Source organism: Thermobacillus sp. ZCTH02-B1 (assembly GCF_002159085.1).
Classification (GTDB): domain Bacteria; phylum Bacillota; class Bacilli; order Paenibacillales; family Paenibacillaceae; genus Thermobacillus.
Genome location: NZ_LZRU01000012.1, coordinates 289680 through 312368, shown reverse-complemented (window position 1 = coordinate 312368; position 22689 = coordinate 289680). Strand labels below are relative to the sequence as shown.

At 66.5% G+C, this 22689-nt stretch carries 17 protein-coding genes; 16 read left to right on the top strand and 1 reads right to left on the bottom strand.

Features of this window, described 5'->3' with window-relative positions; translation table 11 throughout:
* The first annotated feature begins 70 nt into the window (after positions 1–70).
* The 10 genes from lon (at position 71) to hemB (ending at position 11392) form a co-directional block, all read left to right on the top strand.
* Positions 71–2476 (top strand): endopeptidase La, encoded by a 2406-nt coding sequence (gene lon / locus A9Z00_RS06335; protein WP_296975317.1) that lies wholly within the window; start codon positions 71–73, stop codon positions 2474–2476.
* A 45-nt stretch (positions 2477–2521) separates the two neighbouring features.
* Positions 2522–3109, top strand: a complete 588-nt coding sequence (gene yihA / locus A9Z00_RS06330) for a ribosome biogenesis GTP-binding protein YihA/YsxC (RefSeq protein WP_296975316.1) — start codon at positions 2522–2524, stop codon at positions 3107–3109.
* Between the two features lie 206 nt (positions 3110–3315).
* Positions 3316–3909 carry a non-ribosomal peptide synthetase module gene (locus A9Z00_RS06325; protein ID WP_296975315.1) on the top strand — a complete coding sequence of 198 codons (594 nt, stop codon included), beginning with the start codon at positions 3316–3318 and terminating at the stop codon, positions 3907–3909.
* A 310-nt stretch (positions 3910–4219) separates the two neighbouring features.
* A complete protein-coding gene (speD, locus tag A9Z00_RS06320; RefSeq protein ID WP_296975314.1) occupies positions 4220–4621 on the top strand; it encodes an adenosylmethionine decarboxylase in 402 nt (133 codons plus the stop codon).
* A gap of 238 nt (positions 4622–4859) precedes the next feature.
* A complete protein-coding gene (gene hemA, locus A9Z00_RS06315) occupies positions 4860–6245 on the top strand; it encodes a glutamyl-tRNA reductase (protein WP_296975313.1) in 1386 nt (461 codons plus the stop codon).
* Between the two features lie 26 nt (positions 6246–6271).
* Positions 6272–7084: a cytochrome c biogenesis protein CcsA gene (gene ccsA, locus A9Z00_RS06310; protein WP_296975312.1), complete on the top strand. Its 813-nt coding sequence runs from the start codon at positions 6272–6274 to the stop codon at positions 7082–7084.
* Between the two features lie 18 nt (positions 7085–7102).
* On the top strand, positions 7103–7777 hold the full coding sequence (locus A9Z00_RS06305) for a precorrin-2 dehydrogenase/sirohydrochlorin ferrochelatase family protein (RefSeq protein WP_296975311.1): 675 nt from the start codon (positions 7103–7105) through the stop codon (positions 7775–7777).
* A 4-nt stretch (positions 7778–7781) separates the two neighbouring features.
* Positions 7782–8714, top strand: coding sequence for a hydroxymethylbilane synthase (hemC, locus tag A9Z00_RS06300; protein ID WP_296975310.1), 933 nt, complete (start codon positions 7782–7784; stop codon positions 8712–8714).
* A gap of 8 nt (positions 8715–8722) precedes the next feature.
* Entirely contained in the window at positions 8723–10270 is a 1548-nt protein-coding gene (cobA, locus tag A9Z00_RS06295) for a uroporphyrinogen-III C-methyltransferase (protein ID WP_296975309.1), read from the top strand.
* Positions 10271–10399: 129 nt separating this feature from the next.
* Positions 10400–11392, top strand: coding sequence for a porphobilinogen synthase (gene hemB, locus A9Z00_RS06290; RefSeq protein WP_296975308.1), 993 nt, complete (start codon positions 10400–10402; stop codon positions 11390–11392).
* Between the two features lie 20 nt (positions 11393–11412).
* On the opposite strand, the gene A9Z00_RS06285 is transcribed toward hemB, so the two are convergent.
* Entirely contained in the window at positions 11413–12036 is a 624-nt protein-coding gene (locus A9Z00_RS06285; protein WP_296975307.1) for a Crp/Fnr family transcriptional regulator, read from the bottom strand.
* A gap of 143 nt (positions 12037–12179) precedes the next feature.
* On the opposite strand from A9Z00_RS06285, the gene hemL reads away from it, so the two are divergent.
* The 6 genes from hemL to murC all read left to right on the top strand — a co-directional run bounded on the left by hemL (position 12180) and on the right by murC (position 22490).
* The gene (gene hemL, locus A9Z00_RS06280; RefSeq protein WP_483316277.1) at positions 12180–13481 is read left to right on the top strand and encodes a glutamate-1-semialdehyde 2,1-aminomutase; all 1302 of its coding nucleotides are present in this window, start codon (positions 12180–12182) and stop codon (positions 13479–13481) included.
* Positions 13482–13523: 42 nt separating this feature from the next.
* Positions 13524–14453, top strand: coding sequence for an RluA family pseudouridine synthase (locus A9Z00_RS06275; protein ID WP_296975305.1), 930 nt, complete (start codon positions 13524–13526; stop codon positions 14451–14453).
* A gap of 170 nt (positions 14454–14623) precedes the next feature.
* Positions 14624–16402: a LysM peptidoglycan-binding domain-containing protein gene (locus A9Z00_RS06270; RefSeq protein ID WP_296975304.1), complete on the top strand. Its 1779-nt coding sequence runs from the start codon at positions 14624–14626 to the stop codon at positions 16400–16402.
* A 610-nt stretch (positions 16403–17012) separates the two neighbouring features.
* The gene (locus tag A9Z00_RS06265) at positions 17013–19670 is read left to right on the top strand and encodes a valine--tRNA ligase (RefSeq protein ID WP_296975303.1); all 2658 of its coding nucleotides are present in this window, start codon (positions 17013–17015) and stop codon (positions 19668–19670) included.
* Positions 19671–19689: 19 nt separating this feature from the next.
* Positions 19690–21084, top strand: a complete 1395-nt coding sequence (locus A9Z00_RS06260; protein ID WP_296975302.1) for a bifunctional folylpolyglutamate synthase/dihydrofolate synthase — start codon at positions 19690–19692, stop codon at positions 21082–21084.
* 8 nt (positions 21085–21092) lie between these two features.
* Positions 21093–22490, top strand: coding sequence for a UDP-N-acetylmuramate--L-alanine ligase (gene murC / locus A9Z00_RS06255; protein WP_296975301.1), 1398 nt, complete (start codon positions 21093–21095; stop codon positions 22488–22490).
* Positions 22491–22689: the final 199 nt, after the last annotated feature.

Sequence of the window (22689 nt, the reverse complement as noted above, 5' to 3'; positions counted from 1 at the left end):
ATGTCAACCCGCCGGACGGTGCCGCATGCGCGGCGCGGCGGGCGGTGCATTCGACCAGGGAGGTGCTGGCGTGGTACCGGGCAAATGGAAAGGACGGCGCCTGCCCTTGCTGCCGCTCCGGGGACTCTTGGTCTACCCGAGCATGGTGCTGCACCTGGACGTCGGCAGGGAGAAGTCGGTGCGGGCGCTGGAGCGCTGCATGGTCGGCGACAACACGATCCTGCTCTGCGCCCAGTCGGAGTCGGGCATCGAGGAACCGACGCAGAACGACATTTACCGTGTCGGCACCATCGCGCGGGTGCGGCAGATGCTCAAGTTGCCGAACGGCACGATCCGCGTGCTGGTGGAAGGCTTGACGCGCGCCGAGATTACGGAGTACGTCCCGAACGATCAGTTTTTCGAAGTCATCGTGAAAGAGCTGCCCGAACGCCAGGAGATCGATCCCGAGATCGACGCCCTCATGCGCGCGGTGCTCGGCCAGTTCGAACATTACATCGGCCTGACGAAGAAAGTGACGCCCGAGACGATGGCGGCCGTCGCCGACATCGACCAGCCCGGGCGGCTCGCGGACGTCATTGCGAGCCATCTGTCGCTCAAGATCAAGGACAAACAGGAAATCCTCGAGACGATCGACGTCCGCGAGCGGCTCGAGAAGATTCTCAATCTGCTGAACAACGAGCGCGAAGTGCTGGAGCTGGAACGGAAGATCAGCCAGCGCGTCAAGAAGCAGATGGAGAGGACGCAGAAGGAATACTATCTGCGCGAGCAGATGAAGGCGATCCAGAAGGAGCTCGGCGACAAGGAAGGCCGGGCGGGCGAAGTCGAGGAGCTGCGCGCGCAGCTCGAGGAAGCCGACGTGCCGGACAACGTGCGCGAGCGGATCTCGAAGGAGATCGACCGGCTCGAGCGGATGCCGACGACGTCGGCCGAAGGCGGCGTCATCCGCACCTACATCGACTGGCTGCTCGCGCTGCCGTGGCGGAAGCGCACCGAGGATAACCTGGACATCGCGCACGCCGAGGCGGTGCTGAACGAGGATCACTACGGCCTCGAGAAGCCGAAGGAGCGCGTGCTCGAATATCTTGCCGTGCAGAAGCTTGTGAACCGGCTGAAGGGTCCGATCCTCTGCCTCGTCGGTCCGCCGGGGGTCGGCAAGACGTCGATCGCCCGTTCGATCGCGCGGGCGCTCGGCCGCCAGTTCGTGCGCATCTCGCTCGGCGGCGTGCGGGACGAGGCGGAAATCCGCGGCCACCGCAGGACGTATGTCGGCGCGATGCCGGGGCGCATCATCCAGGGCATGAAGACGGCGGGCACGGCCAATCCGGTCTTCCTGCTCGACGAGATCGACAAGATGGCGATGGACTTCCGCGGCGATCCGGCGGCGGCGCTCCTGGAAGTGCTCGATCCGGAACAGAACAGCACGTTCAGCGACCATTACATCGAGCTGCCGTTCGACCTGTCGCACGTCATGTTCATCACGACGGCGAACGCGGTGCACAACATTCCGCGGCCGCTGCTTGACCGGATGGAAGTGCTGTACATTCCGGGTTACACGGAACTCGAGAAAAAGGAAATCGCCGAACGCTACCTGCTGCCGAAACAGAAGCGGGACCACGGGCTGCAGGAGGATCAGCTCTCCGTGGAGCCCGAGGCGCTGCAGGCGCTGATCCGCGAATATACGCGCGAATCGGGTGTCCGCGGCCTCGAGCAGCAGATCGCGGCGATCTGCCGCAAGGCGGCGAAGGAGATCGTCTCCGATCCCGGCCGAGGCCCGATCGTCGTCGACCGGAAGCGCCTCGAGGAATGGCTTGGACCGGCCAAGTTCCGGTACGGCCTCGCCGAGCAGGAGGACCAGGTCGGTGCCGCGACGGGCCTCGCCTGGACGGAGGTCGGCGGCGACACGCTGATGATCGAAGTGACGGTCATGCCCGGCAAGGGGAAGCTCACGCTGACCGGCAAGCTGGGCGACGTGATGAAGGAATCGGCGCAGGCGGCGTTCAGCTACACGCGCTCCAAGGCGGTCGAGTTCGGCATCGAGCCGGATTTCCACGAAAAATACGACATCCACATCCACGTGCCGGAAGGAGCGATACCGAAGGACGGTCCGTCCGCGGGCATCACGATGGCGACCGCGCTCATCTCCGCGCTGACGGGACGCCCCGTCTCGAAAGAAGTCGCGATGACCGGCGAGATCACGCTCCGCGGCCGCGTGCTGCCGATCGGCGGGCTGAAGGAGAAATCGCTCGCCGCCCACCGCGCCGGCATCCGCAAGGTGCTCGTGCCGAAGGACAACGCGCGCGACCTGCAGGATGTGCCCGAATGCATCCGCGAGGAATTGGAGTTCGTCCTGGTGTCGCACATGGACGAGGTGCTGGCGCACGCCCTGGTCGGCGGACTTCCCCCCGTCCATGTGATGGAGTCCGGCGACGGCGCCGGCGGCGAGGCCGTCCGGATCGACATGCACGACGTGCACTGATGCTCCGCGGGAATCGGAAGGGATACGGGAGAGCGGACAGGAGCCATGAAGATTGTCAGCACCGAATTCGTGATCGGCGTGGCGCGCCTCGATCAGCTGCCGGGTGACGGCCTGCCGGAGGTCGCGTTGGCGGGCCGCTCCAACGTCGGCAAGTCGTCGCTGATCAACCGGATGCTCAACCGGAAGAACCTGGCGCGCACGAGCGCGCAGCCCGGCAAGACGCAGCAGCTCAATTTCTACCGGGTAAACGGCGAGATGTACTTCGTCGATTTTCCGGGTTACGGCTACGCGAAGGTGTCACAGAAGCAGCGCGAGAAGTGGGGGCGGCTCATCGAATCGTACATCCGCGGCCGGAAGCAGCTCAAGCTGCAGCTGCTCATCGTGGACCTTCGGCATCCTCCCACCGGGGACGACAAGCTGATGTACGACTGGCTGCGCTATTACGGGATTCCGACCTGCGTCGTCGCGACAAAGGCGGACAAAGTTCCCCGCACGCGGCGGGAGCGGCATCTCCGCGCCGTGCGCGAGACGCTGGGCCTGGACGACGGCGTGCCGCTCGTCCTGTTCTCCGCCGAGACGGGAGAGGGGCGGGACGAGCTCTGGAACATCGTGCGTCAGGCAATTGCCGGATGACACCGCAAGCCCGCCGACTTGCCGTACAATTCGGAGGATACCTTGCAATATTTCGGCCAGCCTGCGATATTCGCCGGAATTTCTCGGGAAAATGCGCGATTATCGAGGCCGCGGCGTGAGGCGCCCGATCCGGATATCGCGTATAATGGAAACAGGCAAAAGCCCGCGATTTGCGGCGCAAGCTAAAGAATTGAGGAGATTTTTTTATGGCGAAACGGCTGGCCACAGAGTATGTGAACGCCCGGCTGCAGCTGACGGCTGACGAGCTGGACCGGTTCATCCGGTTCGTGGGCGCCCAGAACATCCGCATCCGATTGCGGGTGATCGGGTGCGGCAGCCAGGAGATGGAGCTCGCGGACGAGGCGAGCGGAGAGGAAGTCAGCCTGAGGTTCGAACTGTGCGGTGATCGTTATGTCTGTGAGCTGTCCTGCCGTCTGGTCCATCCGCAGTTGACCAATGCCATGCGCAGAGCCGTCGCGGCGTTCCGCGGCGACGCCGTTGTCAACCGCATTTATCTGGGTTTCACGATGACGTATTACTACAAAAAGGGCGCCGTCCACAAGATCGTGGAGCACGGCAGGGACGGCGCGCGGATCGTGTTCGAGCGGCGGGACACGGTCGGTGAGCTTGAATCGCTGTATGAGAGCCGCCAGGTGGAGATGGAAATCGAGCGCATCCAGGACGCGATCGACGAGCTGCTCGATCTGCGCAACCAATGCACGTCCCAAGCCGAGAAGCAGGCCGTGGACGAACGGCTGCGGCAGTTGACGCGCCGGCTGTTCATCCTGGAAGCGGAATGACGCGAAGGCGGTTGTCCGGGGCTGCCCCGCACGGAGCGGGCGGCCCCTTTTTCATGCGGTCGCACGCGCATGCCGGAAGAGTCCGAGAAGCCTTGTCCGGCGCGGGATCCGGGCGACTCGCGCCGGTCCAAAAAAAGTATTGCATTTCTCGGCGGAAGATGTTATTTTAATCATCGTTGAATTCACTACGGGAACCGGGATTGGCCCGGGGCATGCGATGTGCGGGAGAATTCCCCCGGAAGTGCATGACGCAGATCCCGGAGGATGACAGTTGCTTTACCATATTATTCCTGGGAAGGGGGAGCCGAAAGTGGCGGAGTACTCGACTTTCGGAAGGCACGTGGCAGTCGACGCCTGGGGCGTGGATTACGAACTGCTCAACAACGCCGAATTTCTGCAAGCCCAGTTGGTGGAGGCCGCGGAAACCTGCGGTGCCACGGTTCTCTCGGTGCAATCGAAACAGTTTGAACCGCAAGGCGCGACAGTGCTCGTGCTGCTTTCGGAGAGCCACCTCTCGATCCATACGTATCCCGAGAAAGGTTTCGCGGCGATTGACTGCTACACTTGCGGAGCGACGGTGGACCCCCAACTCGCGATCGACTATCTTCTTTCCGTGTTGAAGCCGCGCAAGGTCCACGCGAAGAAGCTTATCCGCGGCATCGGCGAGCTCAAGGTGGAAGAGCCCGAGCTGAAGCCGTTCGCGTTGGTTTGAACCGAACAGCGAAGGAATGAACAGCCATGGACAGCGTTCCGTGGCTGTTTTTGCATGTTTTTGCATAACCGCGCGCGCCGGCGTCCACAATAGGGATATATAGGGATATGCCGCGCTTTTCATACAATTTTCATTTTTGTCAGGGTACGTGCCTTCCAACTATGCTATACTATTTCAAAGCCGAAATCTCACCGGGCCCCGCCCCGCCTTTGAGGCCCGGTCAGGAGTGGTAACGCGGATGCACATCCTTGTCGTGGGATTGAATTACCGGACGGCGCCTGTCGAAGTGCGGGAGCGGTTCACGTTCGCCGGGCAGGAGCTTCCGAAGGCCCTCGAAATGCTGAAGCGGACGACGAGCGTCATGGAATGCGTGATCATCGCCACCTGCAACCGGACGGAGCTGTACGCCGTCGTCGACCGCCACGTGCTCTGCGGCCATTACATCCGGCATTTCATGGAGCAATGGTTCGGCGTCCCGCGGGAGACGTTCACGAAATATCTCTACATGTATGAAGACGAGGCGGCGATCCGCCACCTGTTCCGCGTGGCGTGCGGCCTCGACTCGATGATTCTCGGCGAAACGCAGATTCTCGGCCAGGTGAGGGACGCGTTTCTCCTCGCCCAGCGGGAGGGCGCGACGGGGACGCTGTTCAACATGCTGTTCCGGCAGGCGATCACCGTCGGCAAAAGGGCCCATACGGAGACGTCGATCGGGGAAAACGCCGTGTCCGTCAGCTATGCGGCGGTCGAGCTCGGCAAACGGATCTTCGGCGGGTTCGGCGGCAAGACGGCGCTCGTCATCGGCGCCGGCAAAATGGGCGAGCTGACGGCGAAGCATCTGAACGCTTCCGGTATCAAACGGGTGCTCGTCGCCAACCGGACCTACGAGCGGGCGGTGGAATTCGCGGCGCGTCTCGGCGGCGAACCGATCGGGCTCGCCGGGGCGGCCGAACGGCTCGCCGAGGCGGACGTGGTGATCAGCTCGACCGGATCGCGGGAATACGTGCTGACGAAGGCGCAGGTGGAGCAGGCGATGCGCCTCAGGCCGTCCCGCCCGCTCTTCCTGATCGACATCGCGGTGCCGCGCGACCTCGATCCGGCGATCGCCGACATTCCGAACGTGTTCCTGTACGATATCGACGATCTCGAGGGGATCGTGGAATCGAATCTCGAGCAGCGGCGCAGGGAAGCGGTCAAGATCGAGGCGATGATCGGCGAGGAGCTCGCGCATTTCCTGAACTGGTACAGGACGCTCGGCGTCGTGCCGCTCATCCGCGCGCTGCAGGAGAAGGCGGCGAGAATCCACGAGGAGACGATGACCAGCCTCTTCAACAAGCTGCCGGACCTGACCGAGCACGAGCGCCGGGTGATCCGGAAGATGACGAAGCGCATCGTCAACCAGCTGATGCACGATCCGATTCTCCGCATCAAGGAGATGGCGGCGGACCGGAAAGCCGGCGAAGCGATGGACCTGTTCGTCAAGCTGTTCGCGCTCGAAGAGGAGATCCGGAACCTGAAGAAGGAGACGGAGGCAAAGGAGGCCGAAGCGCGGACGGACAAGCGGTCGGATGCGACGGAACAGGTCCGGAAGGCGGCCGGCGGCCTGGCCGCCGTCACGCCGTGAGGGTGCGCCCCGGAGGTGCATGCCCCGTGTACGGCCTTGCGGTCCACGGATTGCTCGTCTTGCATGCCCTGAGCCTTCTGTTTTATTTCTCCGATTTCGTGTCGGCGAACCGGAGGATAAAGCGGATCGGCGCAGGGCTCCTTGTGTTCGTATGGGCGCTTCTGACCGGCTACCTGGTCTGGCGCCTGCTCAAGCTGGACGGGCCGTCCGACCTGACCCGGTACGAGACGATGCTGTTCTTCGTCTGGCTGCTCGTCACGATCTCGCTCGCGGCCGGCCGGATCCCGCGGATCGAGCCGTTCGTCTTCGCGCTGAACGTCGTTGGATTCGGCGTGCTGGCGGCGGTGGCCGCGGAAGGGCCGTCCGAGGCGCCGCTCCGGCTGTGGGACGCCGGGCAGTATCTGTTGATCGTGCACATCAGCCTTGCTTTGGCCGCCTACGCGTTGTTCACCGCCGCCGCCGTCTTCTCGGCGATGTATCTGCTTCTGCACCGCCAGCTCAAGAGCAGGAGCTGGAACGCCGTCGTGCGGCGGATGCCCAGCCTGGAGACGATCGACCGCTGCGCGTTCGGCGCGGTGCTCGCCGGCACGCCGCTGCTCATCCTGTCGCTCGCGGCGGCCGCGGCGACGCTGCTCATGGCCCGGCGGGCGGAATGGCTCGCCGACTGGAAGGTGTTCGCGACCATGGTCGCGGCGGCCGCCTATCTCATCTACATAGCCGCAAGGAAGCGCCGCAGGCATCCCGGCATGCTGACGGCGCGGTGGAATCTGTACGCCTTCTGCGCGCTGCTCGCCAATTCGCTGATCGGCGCGGCGTCGCGTTTTCATTCCTGGTCGTAGGGCAAGGACGGTGGTTGCGTGGCCGGGTATTATCCGATCATGCTGCGCCTGGAAGGCGAGACGTGCCTCGTCGTCGGCGGCGGCCCCGTCGCGGAGCGGCGGACGCGCGGCCTGCTCGAGGCGGGCGCCGGGGTGCGCCTCGTCGCGCCCTCCGTGACGGAGGGACTGAGACGATTGGCGGAGGAAGGGTATATCGCCTGGATGCGCCGGGAATACCGGGAGGAGGATCTCGACGGCGTCCGGCTCTGCCTTGCGGCCGCGGACCGCGAGACCAACCGGCGGGTAACCGGGGACGCGAAGCGCCGCGGCGTTCCCGTGAATGCGGCGGACGACCGGGAAGCCGGTTCGTTCGCGGTGCCGGCCGTCGTCCGCCGCGGGCGGCTCGTGCTTGCCGTCACCGCGTCGGGCGCAAGCCCGGCGCTGGCGGGCAGGATCGCGCGCGAGCTGGCGGAGCGTTACGGCGAATCCTGGGCCGACTATACCGAATGGCTGCACCGGCTGCGCGAGGCGGTGCGCGCGTCGGTGCCCGACGCGCGGGCGAGGCGGCGCGTGCTGCGCGCCGCGCTGGAAGTGCCGGAGGCGGAGTGGCGGCGCGATCTGGCGAGCGGGAATCTGGCCGCGCGCATCCGGGAGCTTGCGGCACGGCCGGACCCGCCGGAGGCCGGAGACGGTAACGGAACGGACGGGGAGTGAAGAGATGGCGGGTGCACGAACGATCGTCGTGGGCACGAGGCGAAGCGCCCTGGCGCTCACGCAGACGGGACAGGTGATCGAGGATCTCGCGCGGATCGCGCGCGAGCTCGGGCTCGCATACCGGTTCGAGACGCGGCACATCGTGACGAAGGGAGACCGGATCCTCGACGTGTCGCTCTCGAAGGTCGGCGGCAAGGGGCTGTTCGTGAAGGAGATCGAGCAGGAGCTCCTCTCCGGCGGCATCGACATTGCGGTCCACAGCATGAAGGATGTGCCGCACACGCTCGAAGACGGCCTCGCGATCGGCGCCGTGCCGCGGCGCGTCGACCCGCGCGACGCGCTGATTGCCCGCGGGGCGCGCTCCATCGCGGAGCTGCCCCGCGGCGCCCGGGTCGGCACGAGCAGCCTCAGGCGGATGTGCCAGCTCAAGGCGATCCGTCCGGATCTCAGGCTCGAACCGCTGCGGGGCAACATTGACACGCGGCTGAAGAAGCTCGAGACGGAGGGGTTCGACGCGATCATCCTCGCGATGGCCGGGCTGAAGCGGATGGGCTGGGAAGACCGGGCGTCCGCGCCGATCCCGGTCGAGGCATGCGTGCCGGCCGCCGGACAGGGTGCGCTCGGCGTCGAATGCCGCGCCGACGACGAAGAGTTGCTCGCGCTGCTCGGACGGTACAACGACGAGGCGACCGCGCGGGCGGTGGAGGCGGAGCGCAGCTTCCTCGCCGAGCTGAACGGCGGCTGCCAGGTGCCGATCGGCGCCTATGCCGAAACCGCGGGCGCGATGATCCGGCTGACCGGCATGATCGGCACGCCGGACGGCGAAACGCTGCTCAAGGAGTCGATGGAGGGGACGGACCCGCGGCTCCTCGGCAGGGAGCTGGCGCGCAGGCTGCTCAGGCTCGGCGCCGACCGCATTCTCGCGGATGTGAGGTGACCGTTCGTTTGGGCAAGGGGAAAGTGTACCTGGTCGGAGCCGGTCCCGGCGACCCGAAGCTGATCACGCTGCGCGGGCTCGAATGCATCCGGACGTGCGACGTGATCGTCTATGACCGGCTGGCCAGTCCGCGGTTGCTTGCACACCTGAAGCCGGGCGCGGAGCGGATCTATGTCGGCAAGCTGCCGGACCGCCACACGATGAAGCAGGAGGAGATCAACCGGATCCTGATCGAGCACGCGCTGGAGGGCAAAATCGTCACCCGGCTCAAGGGCGGCGATCCGATGGTCTTCGGCCGCGGCGGCGAGGAAGCGGAAGCGCTTCGCCGGGAAGGGATCGAGTTCGAGATCGTGCCGGGCGTCACGTCCGCGATCGCGGTGCCGGCCTACGCGGGCATTCCGGTCACGCACCGGGATCTGGCCTCATCGGTGTCCATCATCACCGGACACGAAAATCCGGAGAAGCTGGACGAGCTGATCCGCTGGGATCGGGTGACGAACGCGGCCGGAACGCTCGTCTTCCTGATGGGCGTCGCGCGGATCGGCCACATCGCCCGGCAGCTCATCGCCCACGGCCGTCCGCCGGACACGAAGGTCGCCCTCATCCGCTGGGGCACGACGGCCGACCAGCGGACGCTCGTCGGCACGCTGGCGGACATCGAGGAGAAGGTGAAGGCGGCGCGCTTCGAGCCGCCGGCCGTCATCGTCGTCGGTGAAGTCGTGGGCAAGCGCGAGCAGCTCATGTGGTACGAGCGCAGGCCCCTGTTCGGCGCCCGCGTGCTCGTGACGCGCGCCAGGGCGCAGGCCGGGACGCTGTCGCAGAAAATCGAGGAACTCGGCGGCGAACCGGTGGAATTCCCGGCGATCGAGACGCGGATGCCCGCGGGAGAAGCGGCCGCGTCGGCGATCGGGGAGGCGCTCAGGGCGGCGGAATCGTACGATCATCTGATCTTCACGAGCGTGAACGGCGTGCATTATTTCCTCGAATGGCTGCGCCGGTTCGGGCTCGACATCCGGCGGTTCCACCGGGCGCGCGTCGCCGCCGTCGGTCCGAAGACGGCCGAAGCGCTGCGCGGGATCGGCCTTGTGCCGGCCGAGCTGCCGGAGAAGTACCACGCCGAGGGCCTGCTAGAAAGCATGCGAGATCACGTGCGGCCGGGAGAGCGGGCGCTTCTGCCGCGCGGCGATCTCGCGCGCAAGTCGTTGCCGGAGGCGCTGAGGGCGCTCGGCGTCGAGCCGGTCGAGATCGCCGTGTACGAGACGGTGCCGGCCGCGGGAGGCGAGGACATCGTCGATTTGCTGCGCGGGGGCGGCATCCACATCGTGACGTTCACGAGCGCGTCGACGGTGCGCCATCTGATCGGCCGCCTGCAGGCGGCGGGCGTGGAGCACCCGGCCGGGCTGCTCGCGGGAACGGCCGTGGCTTCGATCGGGCCGCTCACGTCGGCGGCCGCGCGGGAAGCGGGGCTCGAGGTCGCGATCGAGCCGCCCGAATCGACGATCGACGCGCTCGTCGCCGCGATCGCGGCCTACTGGGCGGACCGCAGGCCGGTCTGAGGAGTGCACCCGCGCCCGGCTGCGGCGTGCCGCGTCCGCCGCCTGCAGGGAGCGGCGCGGGGAACGATCCGGGCTCCGGTCATCGCGCCGGAGACCGTCCGAAATCCTGTCATGCTGGGGGAATGATCAATGGCTTATCCGCTGATCCGGCACCGCCGTCTCCGCCGCACCGCCGCCTTGCGCGACCTGGTGCGGGAGACGACGCTGGACGCCGGCGATTTCATGTATCCGATCTTCGTGAGGGACGGCCGGGACGTGCGCGAGGAAGTGAAGTCGATGCCGGGCGTGTTCCACTACTCCGTCGACCGGCTGGGCGAAATCATCGAGCGGGTCGTCGAGGCCGGCGTGAAATCCGTCATGTTGTTCGGCATTCCCGCGCACAAAGACGAGCTCGGCTCTTCGGCCTGGGATCCGGAAGGCGTCGTGCAGCGGGCGATCCGCGAGGTGAAGCGGCTCGCTCCCGACCTCGTCGTCGCCGCCGACACCTGCCTGTGCGAATATACCGACCACGGCCATTGCGGCGTCGTCCGCAGGACGCCGTCGGGCGGCGCGGACGTCGCGAACGACGAATCGCTCGAACTGCTCGCGAAGACGGCCGTGTCGCAGGCGGACGCCGGCGCCGACATCATCGCGCCGTCGAACATGATGGACGGCTTCGTCTCCGCGATCCGCGGCGCGCTGGACGCCGCCGGGCACGAGTCGGTGCCGATCCTGTCCTATTCGGTCAAATACGCGTCGGCCTACTACGGACCGTTCCGCGAGGCCGCCCGGTCGGCGCCGCAGTTCGGCGACCGGAAGACATACCAGATGGATCCGGCCAACGTGCGGGAGGCGCTGCGCGAAGCGGAGTCGGACGTGCTGGAAGGCGCGGACATGCTGATGGTGAAGCCGGCGCTCGCCTATATGGACGTGATCCGGACGATCCGGGAAAACTTCGATCTGCCGCTTGCGGCCTACAATACGAGCGGCGAGTATGCGATGGTGAAGGCGGCGGCGATGAACGGCTGGATCGACGAGCGGGCCGTCGTGCTGGAGACGCTGACGGGGCTCAAGCGTGCCGGCGCGGATCTGATCATCACCTACCACGCCGTCGACGCGGCGAACTGGCTGAAGTCCCGATAAACGACAAAAGCCGCGGAGGATCAGCTCCGCAGCTTCGAGAGATCGAGCGTGTATTCGTTCGGCGAAAGGCGCAGGATGCCCCGGTCCTCGACGTCCCGGAGCACTTCGGCGAGCACGTGCTTCTGCACGCCGGCCATCTGCGCCAGCTCGTCGTAGTTGAGCGGCATCCGGATCGTGATGATGTTGCCGCTGCGCTGGCCGTGCCGGTTCGCGAGCAGGATCAGGTTCTTGATCACGCGGGTGCGCGAGTCGAGGAACGTCAGGTCGTGCACGTGTTGGTTCGTGTCCCGGAGACGCTGGCACTGTTCGGCCATGATCTTGCGCGTCATGTCGTAGTGGTTGCGCAGCAGCTCGTGGAACGGCTGCTCCGCAATGGCCAGGACCGAGGTCGGTTCCAGCGTCGCGGCCGACGCCGACCGGGGGCGTCCGCCGATCAGGGCGAGTTCGCCGAAGCTGTCGCCGGCCTGGAGCAGGATCAGCACCTTCTCCTCTCCCTGGGCGGACCGCTTGAAGATTTTGACCGATCCCCGCAAAATGACATAGAAGGTGGCGCCGGGATCGTTTTCGTGGAACAGGACGGTGTTTGCGGGGAACGTCTGACGCTGCGCGATCGACAGAAGCTGCCCCAGCTGTTCGTCGGTCATGTTTTCGAATTTCTCAGCAATTCGATCATAAACCAACCCCGACTTTCGCAATAATGGCGGTAGCGCGGAAATTCCGGAATTTGTTCGTTCTTCTTCTAGTTTAGCACAGCGCGTCGATTTTGTAAGTGACGGGAGTGACAAAATTGATCGAAACAAGTCGAATCCGAAGGGATGAGAAATCGAAGGCCGCCTTCGAGCGGGCGAAGCGGTCGATTCCCGGCGGCGTCAACAGCCCGGTCCGCGCGTTCCGGTCGGTCGGCCTGACGCCGGTGTTCGCGGCCCAGGGGTCGGGCAGCCGCATCACGGACATCGACGGCAACACGTACATCGACTATGTCTGCTCGTGGGGGCCGCTCATCCTCGGGCACGCCCATCCCGAAGTCGTCGAAGCGATCAAGCGGACGGCGGAAAAGGGCACCAGCTTCGGCATGCCGACGGAGCTCGAGACGATGATGGCCGAGCTGGTCGTCGAACGGGTCCCGTCCGTCGAGGTCGTGCGGATGGTCAACTCCGGCACCGAGGCGACGATGAGCGCGCTGCGGCTCGCCCGCGGGTATACGAAGCGGAGCAAGATCGTCAAGTTCGAAGGCTCCTACCACGGCCACGCGGACAGTTTGCTCATCAAGGCCGGCTCGGGCGTCGCGACGCTCGGCCTGCCGGACAGCCCGGGCGTGCCGGACAGCGTCGCGTCGCACACGATCACGGTGCCCTACAACGATCTGGCCGCCGTCAAACTCGCGTTCGAGCGGTACGGCGAGGAGATCGCCTGCGTCATCGTCGAGCCGGTCGCCGGCAACATGGGCGTCGTGCCGCCGCTGCCGGGCTTCCTCGAAGGCTTGCGGGAAGTGACGAAGGCGTACGGCAGCCTGCTCATTTTCGACGAGGTCATGACCGGATTCCGCGTGCACTATCACTGCGCCCAGGGGCTGTACGGCGTCGAACCGGACCTCACCTGCTTCGGCAAGGTGATCGGCGGCGGCCTGCCCGTCGGCGCGTACGGCGGCAAGCGGGACATCATGGAGATGATCGCGCCGACCGGGCCGATCTACCAGGCGGGCACGCTGTCGGGCAATCCGCTCGCGATGGCGGCCGGCTACACGACGCTGAAGCTGCTGACGCCCGAAGTCTACGAACGGCTCGAGCGGCTGTCGGCGCGGCTGCAGCGCGGATTCGAGGAAAACGCGGCGCGCCGCGGCGTGCCGATGACGATCAACCGGGTCGGCTCGATGATCTGCCCGTTCTTCACCGACCGCCCGGTCGTCAACTACGAGACCGCGAAGACGTCCGATCTCGAACGGTTCAAGAAATATTTCGCGGCGATGCTCGATCTCGGCGTGAGCATCGCGCCGTCCCAGTTCGAGGGGATGTTTGTCTCCGCGGCCCATACGGAAGCGGACATCGATGCGACGATCGAAGCCCACGACGAGGCGCTGCGCCGGTTGTAGGCAAGGCGTCCCGCCGGCGCGGCAGGGACGGGAGGAGGCGGCATGATCGATCCGGCGCTTGCCCGCCGCGAGGGAGAATGGCTGCGCGTGCCGCTCGGCGAGAAGCGTCCGGCGGGGCTGGAAGACGGGACGCATCCGCACGACGCGCGCAGGCGGCTCATCGCGGAAGGGGTGTTTCCGGAAAAATGGCTGAACCGGCTGTTCTCCACGGGCGGCATCCGGGTGGAGCACGGCGCGCTGTGGTTGAAGGCTTTTCCGGCGTATGACTGGACGGGCCATCCGTTCCTGTCCGGCGGAGGCGAGCCGGCTGCCGCGGAGGCGCTGTACGAGGACGACTGGTGCCTGGTCCTGCTCAAGCCGGTCGGCATGCCGGTCCATCCCGCGCATCCGGGCATGGGCGGCACGCTGGACGAAGCGGCGGTCCGGCACGTGCTCCGGGCCGGGGATCCGCTGCCGGTCCGCCACATCCACCGGCTGGACAGGGATACGTCCGGGCCGGTGCTGTATGCGAAGAACGATCTCGCCCAGATGCGCCTGGACGAAGCGATGCGCCTGAAGCGGATCGAACGGCGGTACGTCGCGATCGTGCACGGCGTGCCCCGCCCGCGGTCCGGCACGATCGACGCGCCGATCGGCCGGGACCGGCACCACGCCTCGCGCCGGCGGGTGACGCCCGGCGGCGACCGCGCCGTGACGCATTACGAGACGGTGAAGGCGTCCGGCGGCCTGTCGCTGGTGAGGGTGCGGCTCGAGACCGGCCGGACGCACCAGATCCGCGTCCATTTCAGCCATATCGGTCATCCGCTGCTGGGCGACACACTGTACGGCGCGCCGGCCGATCCGTTCCTGTCCCATCAGGCGCTGCACGGCGAGTCCCTGGTCTTTCCGCATCCCTGGACCGGCGAGGAAATCACCGTCGCCGCGCCCCGGCCGCGCTGGTTCGACGATGCGCTCCGCCGCGCCGGCCTCTGAACCGGGACCCGGCTGACCGGCCTCCGGATATGCACCGGCTTCCGCCGGGCCTTCGGGAAATTGCAGGCATGCCCTTCCTTCCGCGGCCATATAGATGGATATTGAACGAAGGCATGAATCCGTTCATATCCATGGCGGCATCCATGGTTGCGGAGGAAGGAGGAAGCGACGTGCGCGAATCGAGCGGGCTCCGGTTCGATATCTACGAGCGCGTGCGCCTGCCGGAGGAGGCGGCGGAGATCCGCGAGATCGAGGAGATCGAACTGACGCCCTGTGTCCAGGCCGAGACCCGCGGAGAACAGGTGGTGCTGCGAGGCAGCCTGCTTCTGAGCGGCGTCTATCAGTCGGACGACGAGAGCCGGGCTTCGCGGCAGCTCGAACATTGGATCCCGGTCGAGATCACGCTGCCGCGGGAGCGGGTGATCAGGCCCGAAGATTTGGCGGTGGAAGTGGACAATTTCGATGTCGATCTGCTGGACGGGCGCACGCTCAACATCACGGGCGTCCTGACGCTTCAAGGCGTCGCGGCGGATGCGTCCGCCGCGCGGAACCAGACCTACGCCTGGGGCGACGAGCCGTATACGGTCGTTCACCGCCGCGGCCGCGAGGTGACCGGGGAAGCGGGCGGTGCATCCGCCGGCGGGACCGGCCGGGCGGACGATGCGCCGGGGGTGTCGGCGGAGGAAGCGCTGCAGCCGGCGGGTACGGACGCGCGGGCATTCGGCGGGGCGGCGCCGGCGGAAGGAGAATCGTCCCGGTCAGGGGCCGCCGGTCAGGCGGACGAAGCCTTCGGGCGCGCGGCGGGCGATTCGGCGCTGCCGGCGGGGACAAACGCGCAGGCGGCAGATGATGCGCATGAGGAGGCGGCATCCGCGCGGGGTGCGCAGGATGCGGCCGAATGGACGCCTGCATCCGGCACGGAGGCGCGGGAGGCGGCGAATGCTTCACGGCCGTCCGGTGCGGAGACGCAGGAACAGGAAGTGGGCGTCCTTGCGGGCGCCGGCAATGCCCGGACGTCGCAGGCATCCGGGATATGGGAGCCGGCGGCGGTCGGATCCGCGCGGACGAACCTCGAACCGGCGCCGGAGAACGGAGCGTTCGCGCCGCCGTCCGGCGGCCCGTACCCGGTGAAGGATGAAGATCCCGCGCCGGAGCGGGTGACGGCGGAATGGCGGTCGGCCGGCGGGCGGGATGCGGACGACAAGTCCGGCTCGGCCGGGGCGGCGGGACCGCTCGATTGGAGATCGTTCGCGGCGCATGCGCGGGCCGGCGGCGCGGACGGCGCGGAAGCGGAGCGGCGGACGGTCGGGACGACGGGGGACGGAGATGCCGGATCCGGGACGGGCACGTCCGACGCCCGCGGCGAAGCCGGCGATGCGGCCGGGGCCGGCGCGGAGCAGGCGGACGTTCCGCCGGCCGCGGAGGCCCGGAACGATGCGCAGCCGGAGGTAGCGCAACCTTCGGCGGCGGAGGAAACGTCCGACGCCGCTCCGGAGGCCGTGGGCGCGTCCGCCGCCGAATCCGGCTCCGGATCCCGGCCCGCGTCCGGCAGGTCCGATCTGAGGGTCGCGCTGGGCACGAAGCGGGATGCCGGAACGTCGGACGCGGACGGGACGCCGGGGATCGGGAAGCTGTTTTTCCCGGAACGGCGGGAGACGCGCGGCGAATCCGATGCGAAGGCACAGGAAGTCCGCGATCCGGAACAGGAGCCGGAACCGGCGGAGACGGAACGGCGTCAGGCTTCGTCGGACGAAGTGGATTGGCGGACCCTGTTCGGCGGGGCCGCCGCGCAGGAGTCGTTCCGCACGGTGCGGCTGTGCATCGTGCAGAAGGACGACACGCTCGAATCGATTGCCCTCCGCTACCAGCGGAATCCGCGCGAGATCGCGCTGGCGAACCGGCTCGAGGATTCGTCGCTGACGGAAGGCCAGGTGCTGTACATTCCGTAGGCCGGACGGGCCGGCAGGCTTTGCCGGCGCGGGTGCGGCGGATGCTGCCCGTGCTTGAAATGGCGGCATCAAGCGGTCGACCGGGAAACGGCATGCCGTTCCCGTTCGGCCGTTTTTTGTCGGGCGGCTGCGGCCCGGCTCCCGGCCCCCGTGCGGGCCGGCACCGCGCCGGATCGATCCGCACCGGAATCGCGCACCGGCTCCCGGCGCCGGACGGCCGCCTTGTTGACGAGGACGGTTAACATCGCTATGATAGGAAATAATGAGTGATAGTTTAACGGGATTCGGCATTCCCGACGTCGAACGACCATGAAGGGGAGCCGCGGCGCGCCCGGCCTTCAGAGAGCGGAACCGGATGGCTGCGAGGTTCCGCAGGATCGGAACGCATGCGGGTCGCCCCGGAGTCGCCTGTTCGAGCGTTGCGCACGCCAGGGCAGGCCGGTTGGCAACCGTTAGAAGCCGTCGAGTGCCGCAGGCGCCCGAAGCGCCGGCGGAATGAAGGTGGTACCACGGAAGCGAAGAGCCTTTCGTCCTTGGTCGGGCGGGAGGTTTTTTTGTTGGACCCCCGGAGGATTGCCGGATCCAGGCCGCACGAGGAGGCTTGAGGAGCATGACCGACAACAAATCCTCTGTGACGCTTCCGACGACGTACGATCCAAAGTCGGCGGAGCAGAAATGGTACGATTACTGGCTCAAGGGCAGGTATTTCGAAGCGGGGCGGCGGAAGGACGCGAAGCCGTTCACGATCGTGATTCCGCCGCCGAACGTGACGGGGAACCTGCACATCGGCCACGCGCTCGACTGCACTTTGCAGGACATCCTGATCCGCGCGAAGCGGATGCAGGGGTACGACGCGCTGTGGCTGCCGGGCATGGACCATGCGGGCATCGCGACGCAGACGCGCGTGGAGGCGACGCTCCGCGAGCAGGGCATCAGCCGCTACGATCTCGGGCGCGAGAAATTCCTCGAGAAAGTCTGGGAATGGAAGGAGCACTACGCGAAGACGATTCGCGAACAATGGGCGAAAATGGGCTTCTCCCTCGACTATTCGCGCGAGCGGTTCACGCTGGACGAGGGGCTGTCCCGCGCCGTCCGCGAAGTGTTCGTGCGCCTGTACGAGAAGGGGCTGATCTACCGCGGCAAGCGGATCATCAACTGGGACCCGGCCGCGCGCACGGCGCTGTCCGACATCGAGGTCGAATACAAGGAAGTCAAGGGCGCGCTCTATCATCTTCGCTACCCGCTCAAGGACGGCAGCGGCCACATCGTCGTCGCGACGACCCGTCCGGAGACGATGCTGGGCGACACGGCGGTCGCCGTCCATCCGGAGGACGAGCGGTACCGGCACCTGATCGGCAAGACGCTGATCCTCCCGATCATCGGCCGCGAAATTCCGATCATCGCGGACGAATACGTCGAGCGCGAGTTCGGCAGCGGCGCGGTCAAGATCACGCCGGCCCACGACCCGAACGACTTCGAGATCGGCCTGCGCCACGATCTGCCGCAGATCGTCGTCATGGACGAGGACGGCCGGATGAACGAGAACGCCGGTCCGTACCGGGGACTGGACCGGTTCGAATGCCGGAAGCGGATCGTCGAGGATCTGAAGGAGCAAGGCGTCCTGATCAAGATCGAGGAGCACGTCCACCAGGTCGGCCACAGCGACCGGACGGGCGTCGTCGTCGAGCCGTTCCTGTCGACGCAGTGGTTCGTGCGGATGAAGCCGCTCGCGGAGCAGGCGATCGCCGCGCAGCGCTCCGGCAAGGGCGTCCGGTTCGTGCCCGAGCGGTTCGAGAAGAACTACATGCACTGGATCGAAAACGTGCGCGACTGGTGCATCTCCCGCCAGCTCTGGTGGGGCCACCGCATCCCGGCATGGTACTGCGACGCCTGCGGCGAGACGCATGTCTCCCGCGAGGATCTGACGGTCTGTCCGAAATGCGGCGGCGAGGTGCGCCAGGACGAGGACGTGCTCGACACGTGGTTCAGCTCCGCGCTCTGGCCGTTCTCGACGCTCGGCTGGCCGGACGAGACCGAGGACTTGAAGCGGTACTACCCGACGACGGTGCTCGTGACCGGCTTCGACATCATCGGCTTCTGGGTGTCGCGGATGATTTTCACGGCGCTGGAGTTCACGGGCGAACGGCCGTTCGGAGATGTCCTGATCCACGGCCTCGTGCGCGACGCCAACGGCGAGAAAATGTCGAAGTCGAAGGGCAACGGCGTCGACCCGATCGACGTGATCGAGCGTTACGGCGCGGACGCGATGCGGTTCATGCTCTCGACGGGCATTTCGCCCGGCCAGGATCTGCGCTTCCGCTGGGAGCGCGTCGAGCAGGCGCGCAATTTCGCGAACAAGATCTGGAACGCGTCGCGCTTCACGCTGATGAACCTGGAAGGGTTCGCGGTCCGGGACATCGATCTGTCCGGGCCGCTCGGCACGGCCGACCGGTGGATCCTGCACCGGCTGAACGAGACGGTGCGCGACGTCACCCGGCTCATCGACGCCTACGAGTTCGGCGAAACCGGCCGGCTGCTCTACAACTTCATCTGGGACGATTTGTGCGACTGGTACATCGAATTCTCGAAGCCGAACCTGTACGGCACGGACGAGGAGGCGAAGCGCGCGACCCGGTCGGTGCTGGCGTATGTGCTCGACCGGACGCTCCGGCTGCTGCATCCGTTCATGCCGTTCATCACCGAGGAGATCTGGCAGCATCTGCCGCATGACGGCGAGACGATCACGCTGGCGCCCTGGCCGGAGTACGATCCCGCCTTCGAGGCGCCGGACGCCGTGCGCGAGATGAACCTGCTCATGGACATCATCCGCGCCGTCCGCAACATCCGCGCCGAAGTGAACGTGCCGCTCAGCAAGAAGGTCGACCTGATCGTCAGCATGACCGGAGAAGCCGAGCTTGCGATCGCAAGGCGGAACGAGGAGTACATCCGCCGGTTCTGCGGCACGTCGTCGCTCGAGATGGGCGTGAATCTCCCGGCGCCGGACAAGGCGATGACCGCGATCGTGACCGGTGCGCAGCTGTACCTGCCGCTGGCGGGGCTGATCGACATCGAGGCGGAGATCGCGCGGCTCGAGAAGGAGCTGAAGACGCTGAACACCGAGGTCGAGCGGGTCGAGAAGAAGCTCGCGAACGAAGGGTTCCTGGCGAAGGCGCCCGCGAAGGTGATCGAGGAAGAGCGGGCGAAGCTGCGCGACTATACGGAGAAGCGCGACCGGACGATCGCCCGCATCGCGGAGCTGCGCGGCTGAAGGGGGAGGAAGCGCAAGCATGTCCGACAAGCGAGAACGGACCGGAGGTGCAAGCGGAAACGGACAGCAGGAGCAGGGTCCGTTCCGGACATACGAGGAGGCGCGCGACTGGATCACCGGCCTCTCCGCGTTCGGCATCCGCCCCGGGCTCGAGCGGATCACGCGGCTGCTGGAGCGGTTCGACCGGCCCGACCGCCGGCTCCGGTTCATCCACGTGGCCGGCACGAACGGCAAAGGTTCCGTCTGCGCCTATCTGACCAGCGTGCTCCGCGCCGCGGGATACGACGTGGGCACGTTCACGTCGCCGTACCTGACCCGGTTCACGGACCGGATCCGGTACAACGGCGAGGACATCCCCGACGACGTGCTTGTGCGGCTCGCGAACGAAGTCAAGCCGCATGTCGACGAACTGGCTTCGTCCGAGCTCGGTTCGCCGACGATGTTCGAAGTGACGACGCTGATCGCGATCCTCTATTTCGCGAAGGTCGTCTATCCCGATTATGTCGTCTGGGAGACCGGACTCGGCGGCCGCCTTGACGTGACGAACATCGTCGTGCCGGTGGTGAGCGTCATCACGAACATCGGCCACGACCACATGGACGTGCTGGGAGGCACGCTGGAGTCGATCGCGGCCGAGAAGGCCGGCATCATCAAGAACGGCGTGCCGGTCGTGAGCGCCGCGAAGCAGCCGGAGGCGGTCCGCATCATCGGCGAGACGGCCGCGGCCAGGAAGAGCACGCTCTATCTCATGGGCCGGGATTTCCGGGAGACGCCGCTCGGCACCGGCGACGGCACGCAGCGGTTCCGGTTCGAGGGTCCGTTCCGCGCGATCGAGCCGCTCGAGATCGCGATGATCGGCGCGCATCAGCGGGAAAACGCCGCCGTTGCCGTCATGACGCTGGAGGTGCTCCGGCAATATTACGCGCTGTACCTCGAGGAGGGCGTGCTCGAGGAGGGGCTGCGCAAGGCCCGGTGGCCCGGCCGGCTCGAGATCGTGCGGCAGGAGCCGCGCGTGCTGCTGGACGGCGCGCACAATCCGGAGGGAATGGCCGCCCTGGCGGGCGCGCTGCGGGACCATTTCCGCTGGCGCAGGCTGCACCTCATGATCGGCGCGCTGGCGAACAAGAATCATCTCGACATGCTGCGGCATATACTACCAATGGCGGATTCGCTCATCGTGACCGAACCGGATTTCAGGAAGAAGCTGGACGCGGAAGAGCTGGCGCGGATCGCGGCCGCCGTCCCCGGCTGTCCGGCCGATGCCGCGGTTGAACCGGATTGGCGCCGGGCGCTCGACATGCTGATCGGGCGAACGGGGCCCGAGGATCTGGCCGTCGTATCCGGCTCGCTGTACCTGATCGCGGACGTTCGTTCCTCTCTCCTCCATGATCGCGACAATGAAAAAGGTTGGTGAGACGGCACTTGAGCACGGCGGAACATGTGCATTTCATCGGCATCGGCGGATACGGGATGAGCGCCATCGCCAGGGTGATGCTGCAGAAGGGGTACAAGGTGTCGGGTTCGGACGTGGTACGGCAGGAACGCACCGACAAGCTCGCGGAGCAGGGAGCCCGGATTTACATCGGACACAGTCCGGAGCACGTCGTCGGGGCGAACCTCGTCGTCTATTCGACGGCCATCGCGCAGGATGACGTCGAACGCCGCGCCGCCGAGGAGCGGAACATCCCGGTCATTCATCGCTCGCAGATGCTGGCCCGCCTGCTGAACGAGGGCAAGGGGATCGCCGTCGCCGGCGCGCACGGCAAGACGACGACCTCGTCCATGATCGCGCTCGTCATGGAGTCGTGCGGCCTCGATCCGACCTGGATCATCGGAGGAGAGATCGTCGGCCTCGACACGAACGCCAAGGCCGGAGGCGGCGAATACGTCGTGGCCGAAGCGGACGAAAGCGACGGTTCGTTCCTGCAATACCAGCCGCATACGGCCGTCGTGACGAACATCGAGCCCGATCATCTGGAAAACTTCGACGGCGATTTCGGCAAGCTGAAGGATGCGTATGCCCGGTTCCTGGGCCGGGTGAAGCCGGACGGCCTCGCCGTCGTCTGCATCGACGATCCGAATATCCGCGAATTGCTGCCCCGGGTCGATATACCGCGGATCGTCACCTATTCGATCGAGGAGGGTCGCGAAGCGGATTACCGGGCGGTGGATATCGCGCCCGGCGACCGCAGGGTCTCGTTCACGGTGCTGAAGGGCGGCGAGCGGCTCGGCCGCGTGGAATTGTCGGTGCCGGGCCGGCACAACGCGGCCAACGCGCTGGCGGCGATCGCCGTCTGCATGGAAGCGGGGCTCGGATTCGACCGGATCGCGGAGGCGATCCGCCTGTTCCGCGGGGCGAAACGGCGGTTTCAGGTGATCGGCGAGCCGGGTGGCATCCTCGTAATCGACGATTACGCGCATCATCCGACGGAGATCCGCGCGACGATCGCGGCCGCGAAGGCGACGGGCAAAAGGATCATCGCGGTGTTCCAGCCCCAGCGCTACACGCGGACGTTCTTCCTGTTTGACGCCTTCAGCCGCGCGTTCCCGGAAGCCGATGAAGTCGTCATCACCGACATCTATTCGCCCGTGGGCGAAAAGGCGATCGAGGGAGTATCCTCGCAGCGGCTCGCGGAGCTGATCGCGAAGAACAGCAACCCGAACACCGTCTATCTGCCGACGAAGGAAGAAGTGCTCGAGTGGCTGCTCGGGCGCGTGAAGCCGGGCGATCTCGTGCTGACGATGGGCGCCGGCGACATCTGGAAGACGGCGGAGCGGCTGGCGCGGGAATTGGAGGAGAGGTACGCGGCCGGCGGTTGATCGGATGAGACGGCCGTCCGCCGTGCCCCGGACGGGGGCCCGGCGGGCGGCCGCTCGTTTTCGGCCGGGGCATTCCCCGGGAAGCAAGGTCTGACCGGCCGGGCGTGGTCGACGGCGTCTGGGACGACAGCGTTCCATTGCGTGCACGGTTTCGGAATTCCTTTTGATTTCCTGACGGTTTCTTCGGTCCGGGCCGACC

Bases quoted from the DNA above. Each gene is read 5' to 3' on its own strand.
- yihA (WP_296975316.1), top strand. From the start codon at position 2,522: ATGAAGATTGTCAGCACCGAATTCGTGATCGGCGTGGCGCGCCTCGAT.
- A9Z00_RS06325 (WP_296975315.1), top strand. From the start codon at position 3,316: ATGGCGAAACGGCTGGCCACAGAGTATGTGAACGCCCGGCTGCAGCTG.
- hemA (WP_296975313.1), top strand. From the start codon at position 4,860: ATGCACATCCTTGTCGTGGGATTGAATTACCGGACGGCGCCTGTCGAA.
- hemC (WP_296975310.1), top strand. From the start codon at position 7,782: ATGGCGGGTGCACGAACGATCGTCGTGGGCACGAGGCGAAGCGCCCTG.
- hemB (WP_296975308.1), top strand. From the start codon at position 10,400: ATGGCTTATCCGCTGATCCGGCACCGCCGTCTCCGCCGCACCGCCGCC.
- A9Z00_RS06285 (WP_296975307.1), bottom strand. From the start codon at position 12,036: ATGACCGACGAACAGCTGGGGCAGCTTCTGTCGATCGCGCAGCGTCAG.
- A9Z00_RS06275 (WP_296975305.1), top strand. From the start codon at position 13,524: ATGATCGATCCGGCGCTTGCCCGCCGCGAGGGAGAATGGCTGCGCGTG.
- A9Z00_RS06265 (WP_296975303.1), top strand. From the start codon at position 17,013: ATGACCGACAACAAATCCTCTGTGACGCTTCCGACGACGTACGATCCA.
- A9Z00_RS06260 (WP_296975302.1), top strand. From the start codon at position 19,690: ATGTCCGACAAGCGAGAACGGACCGGAGGTGCAAGCGGAAACGGACAG.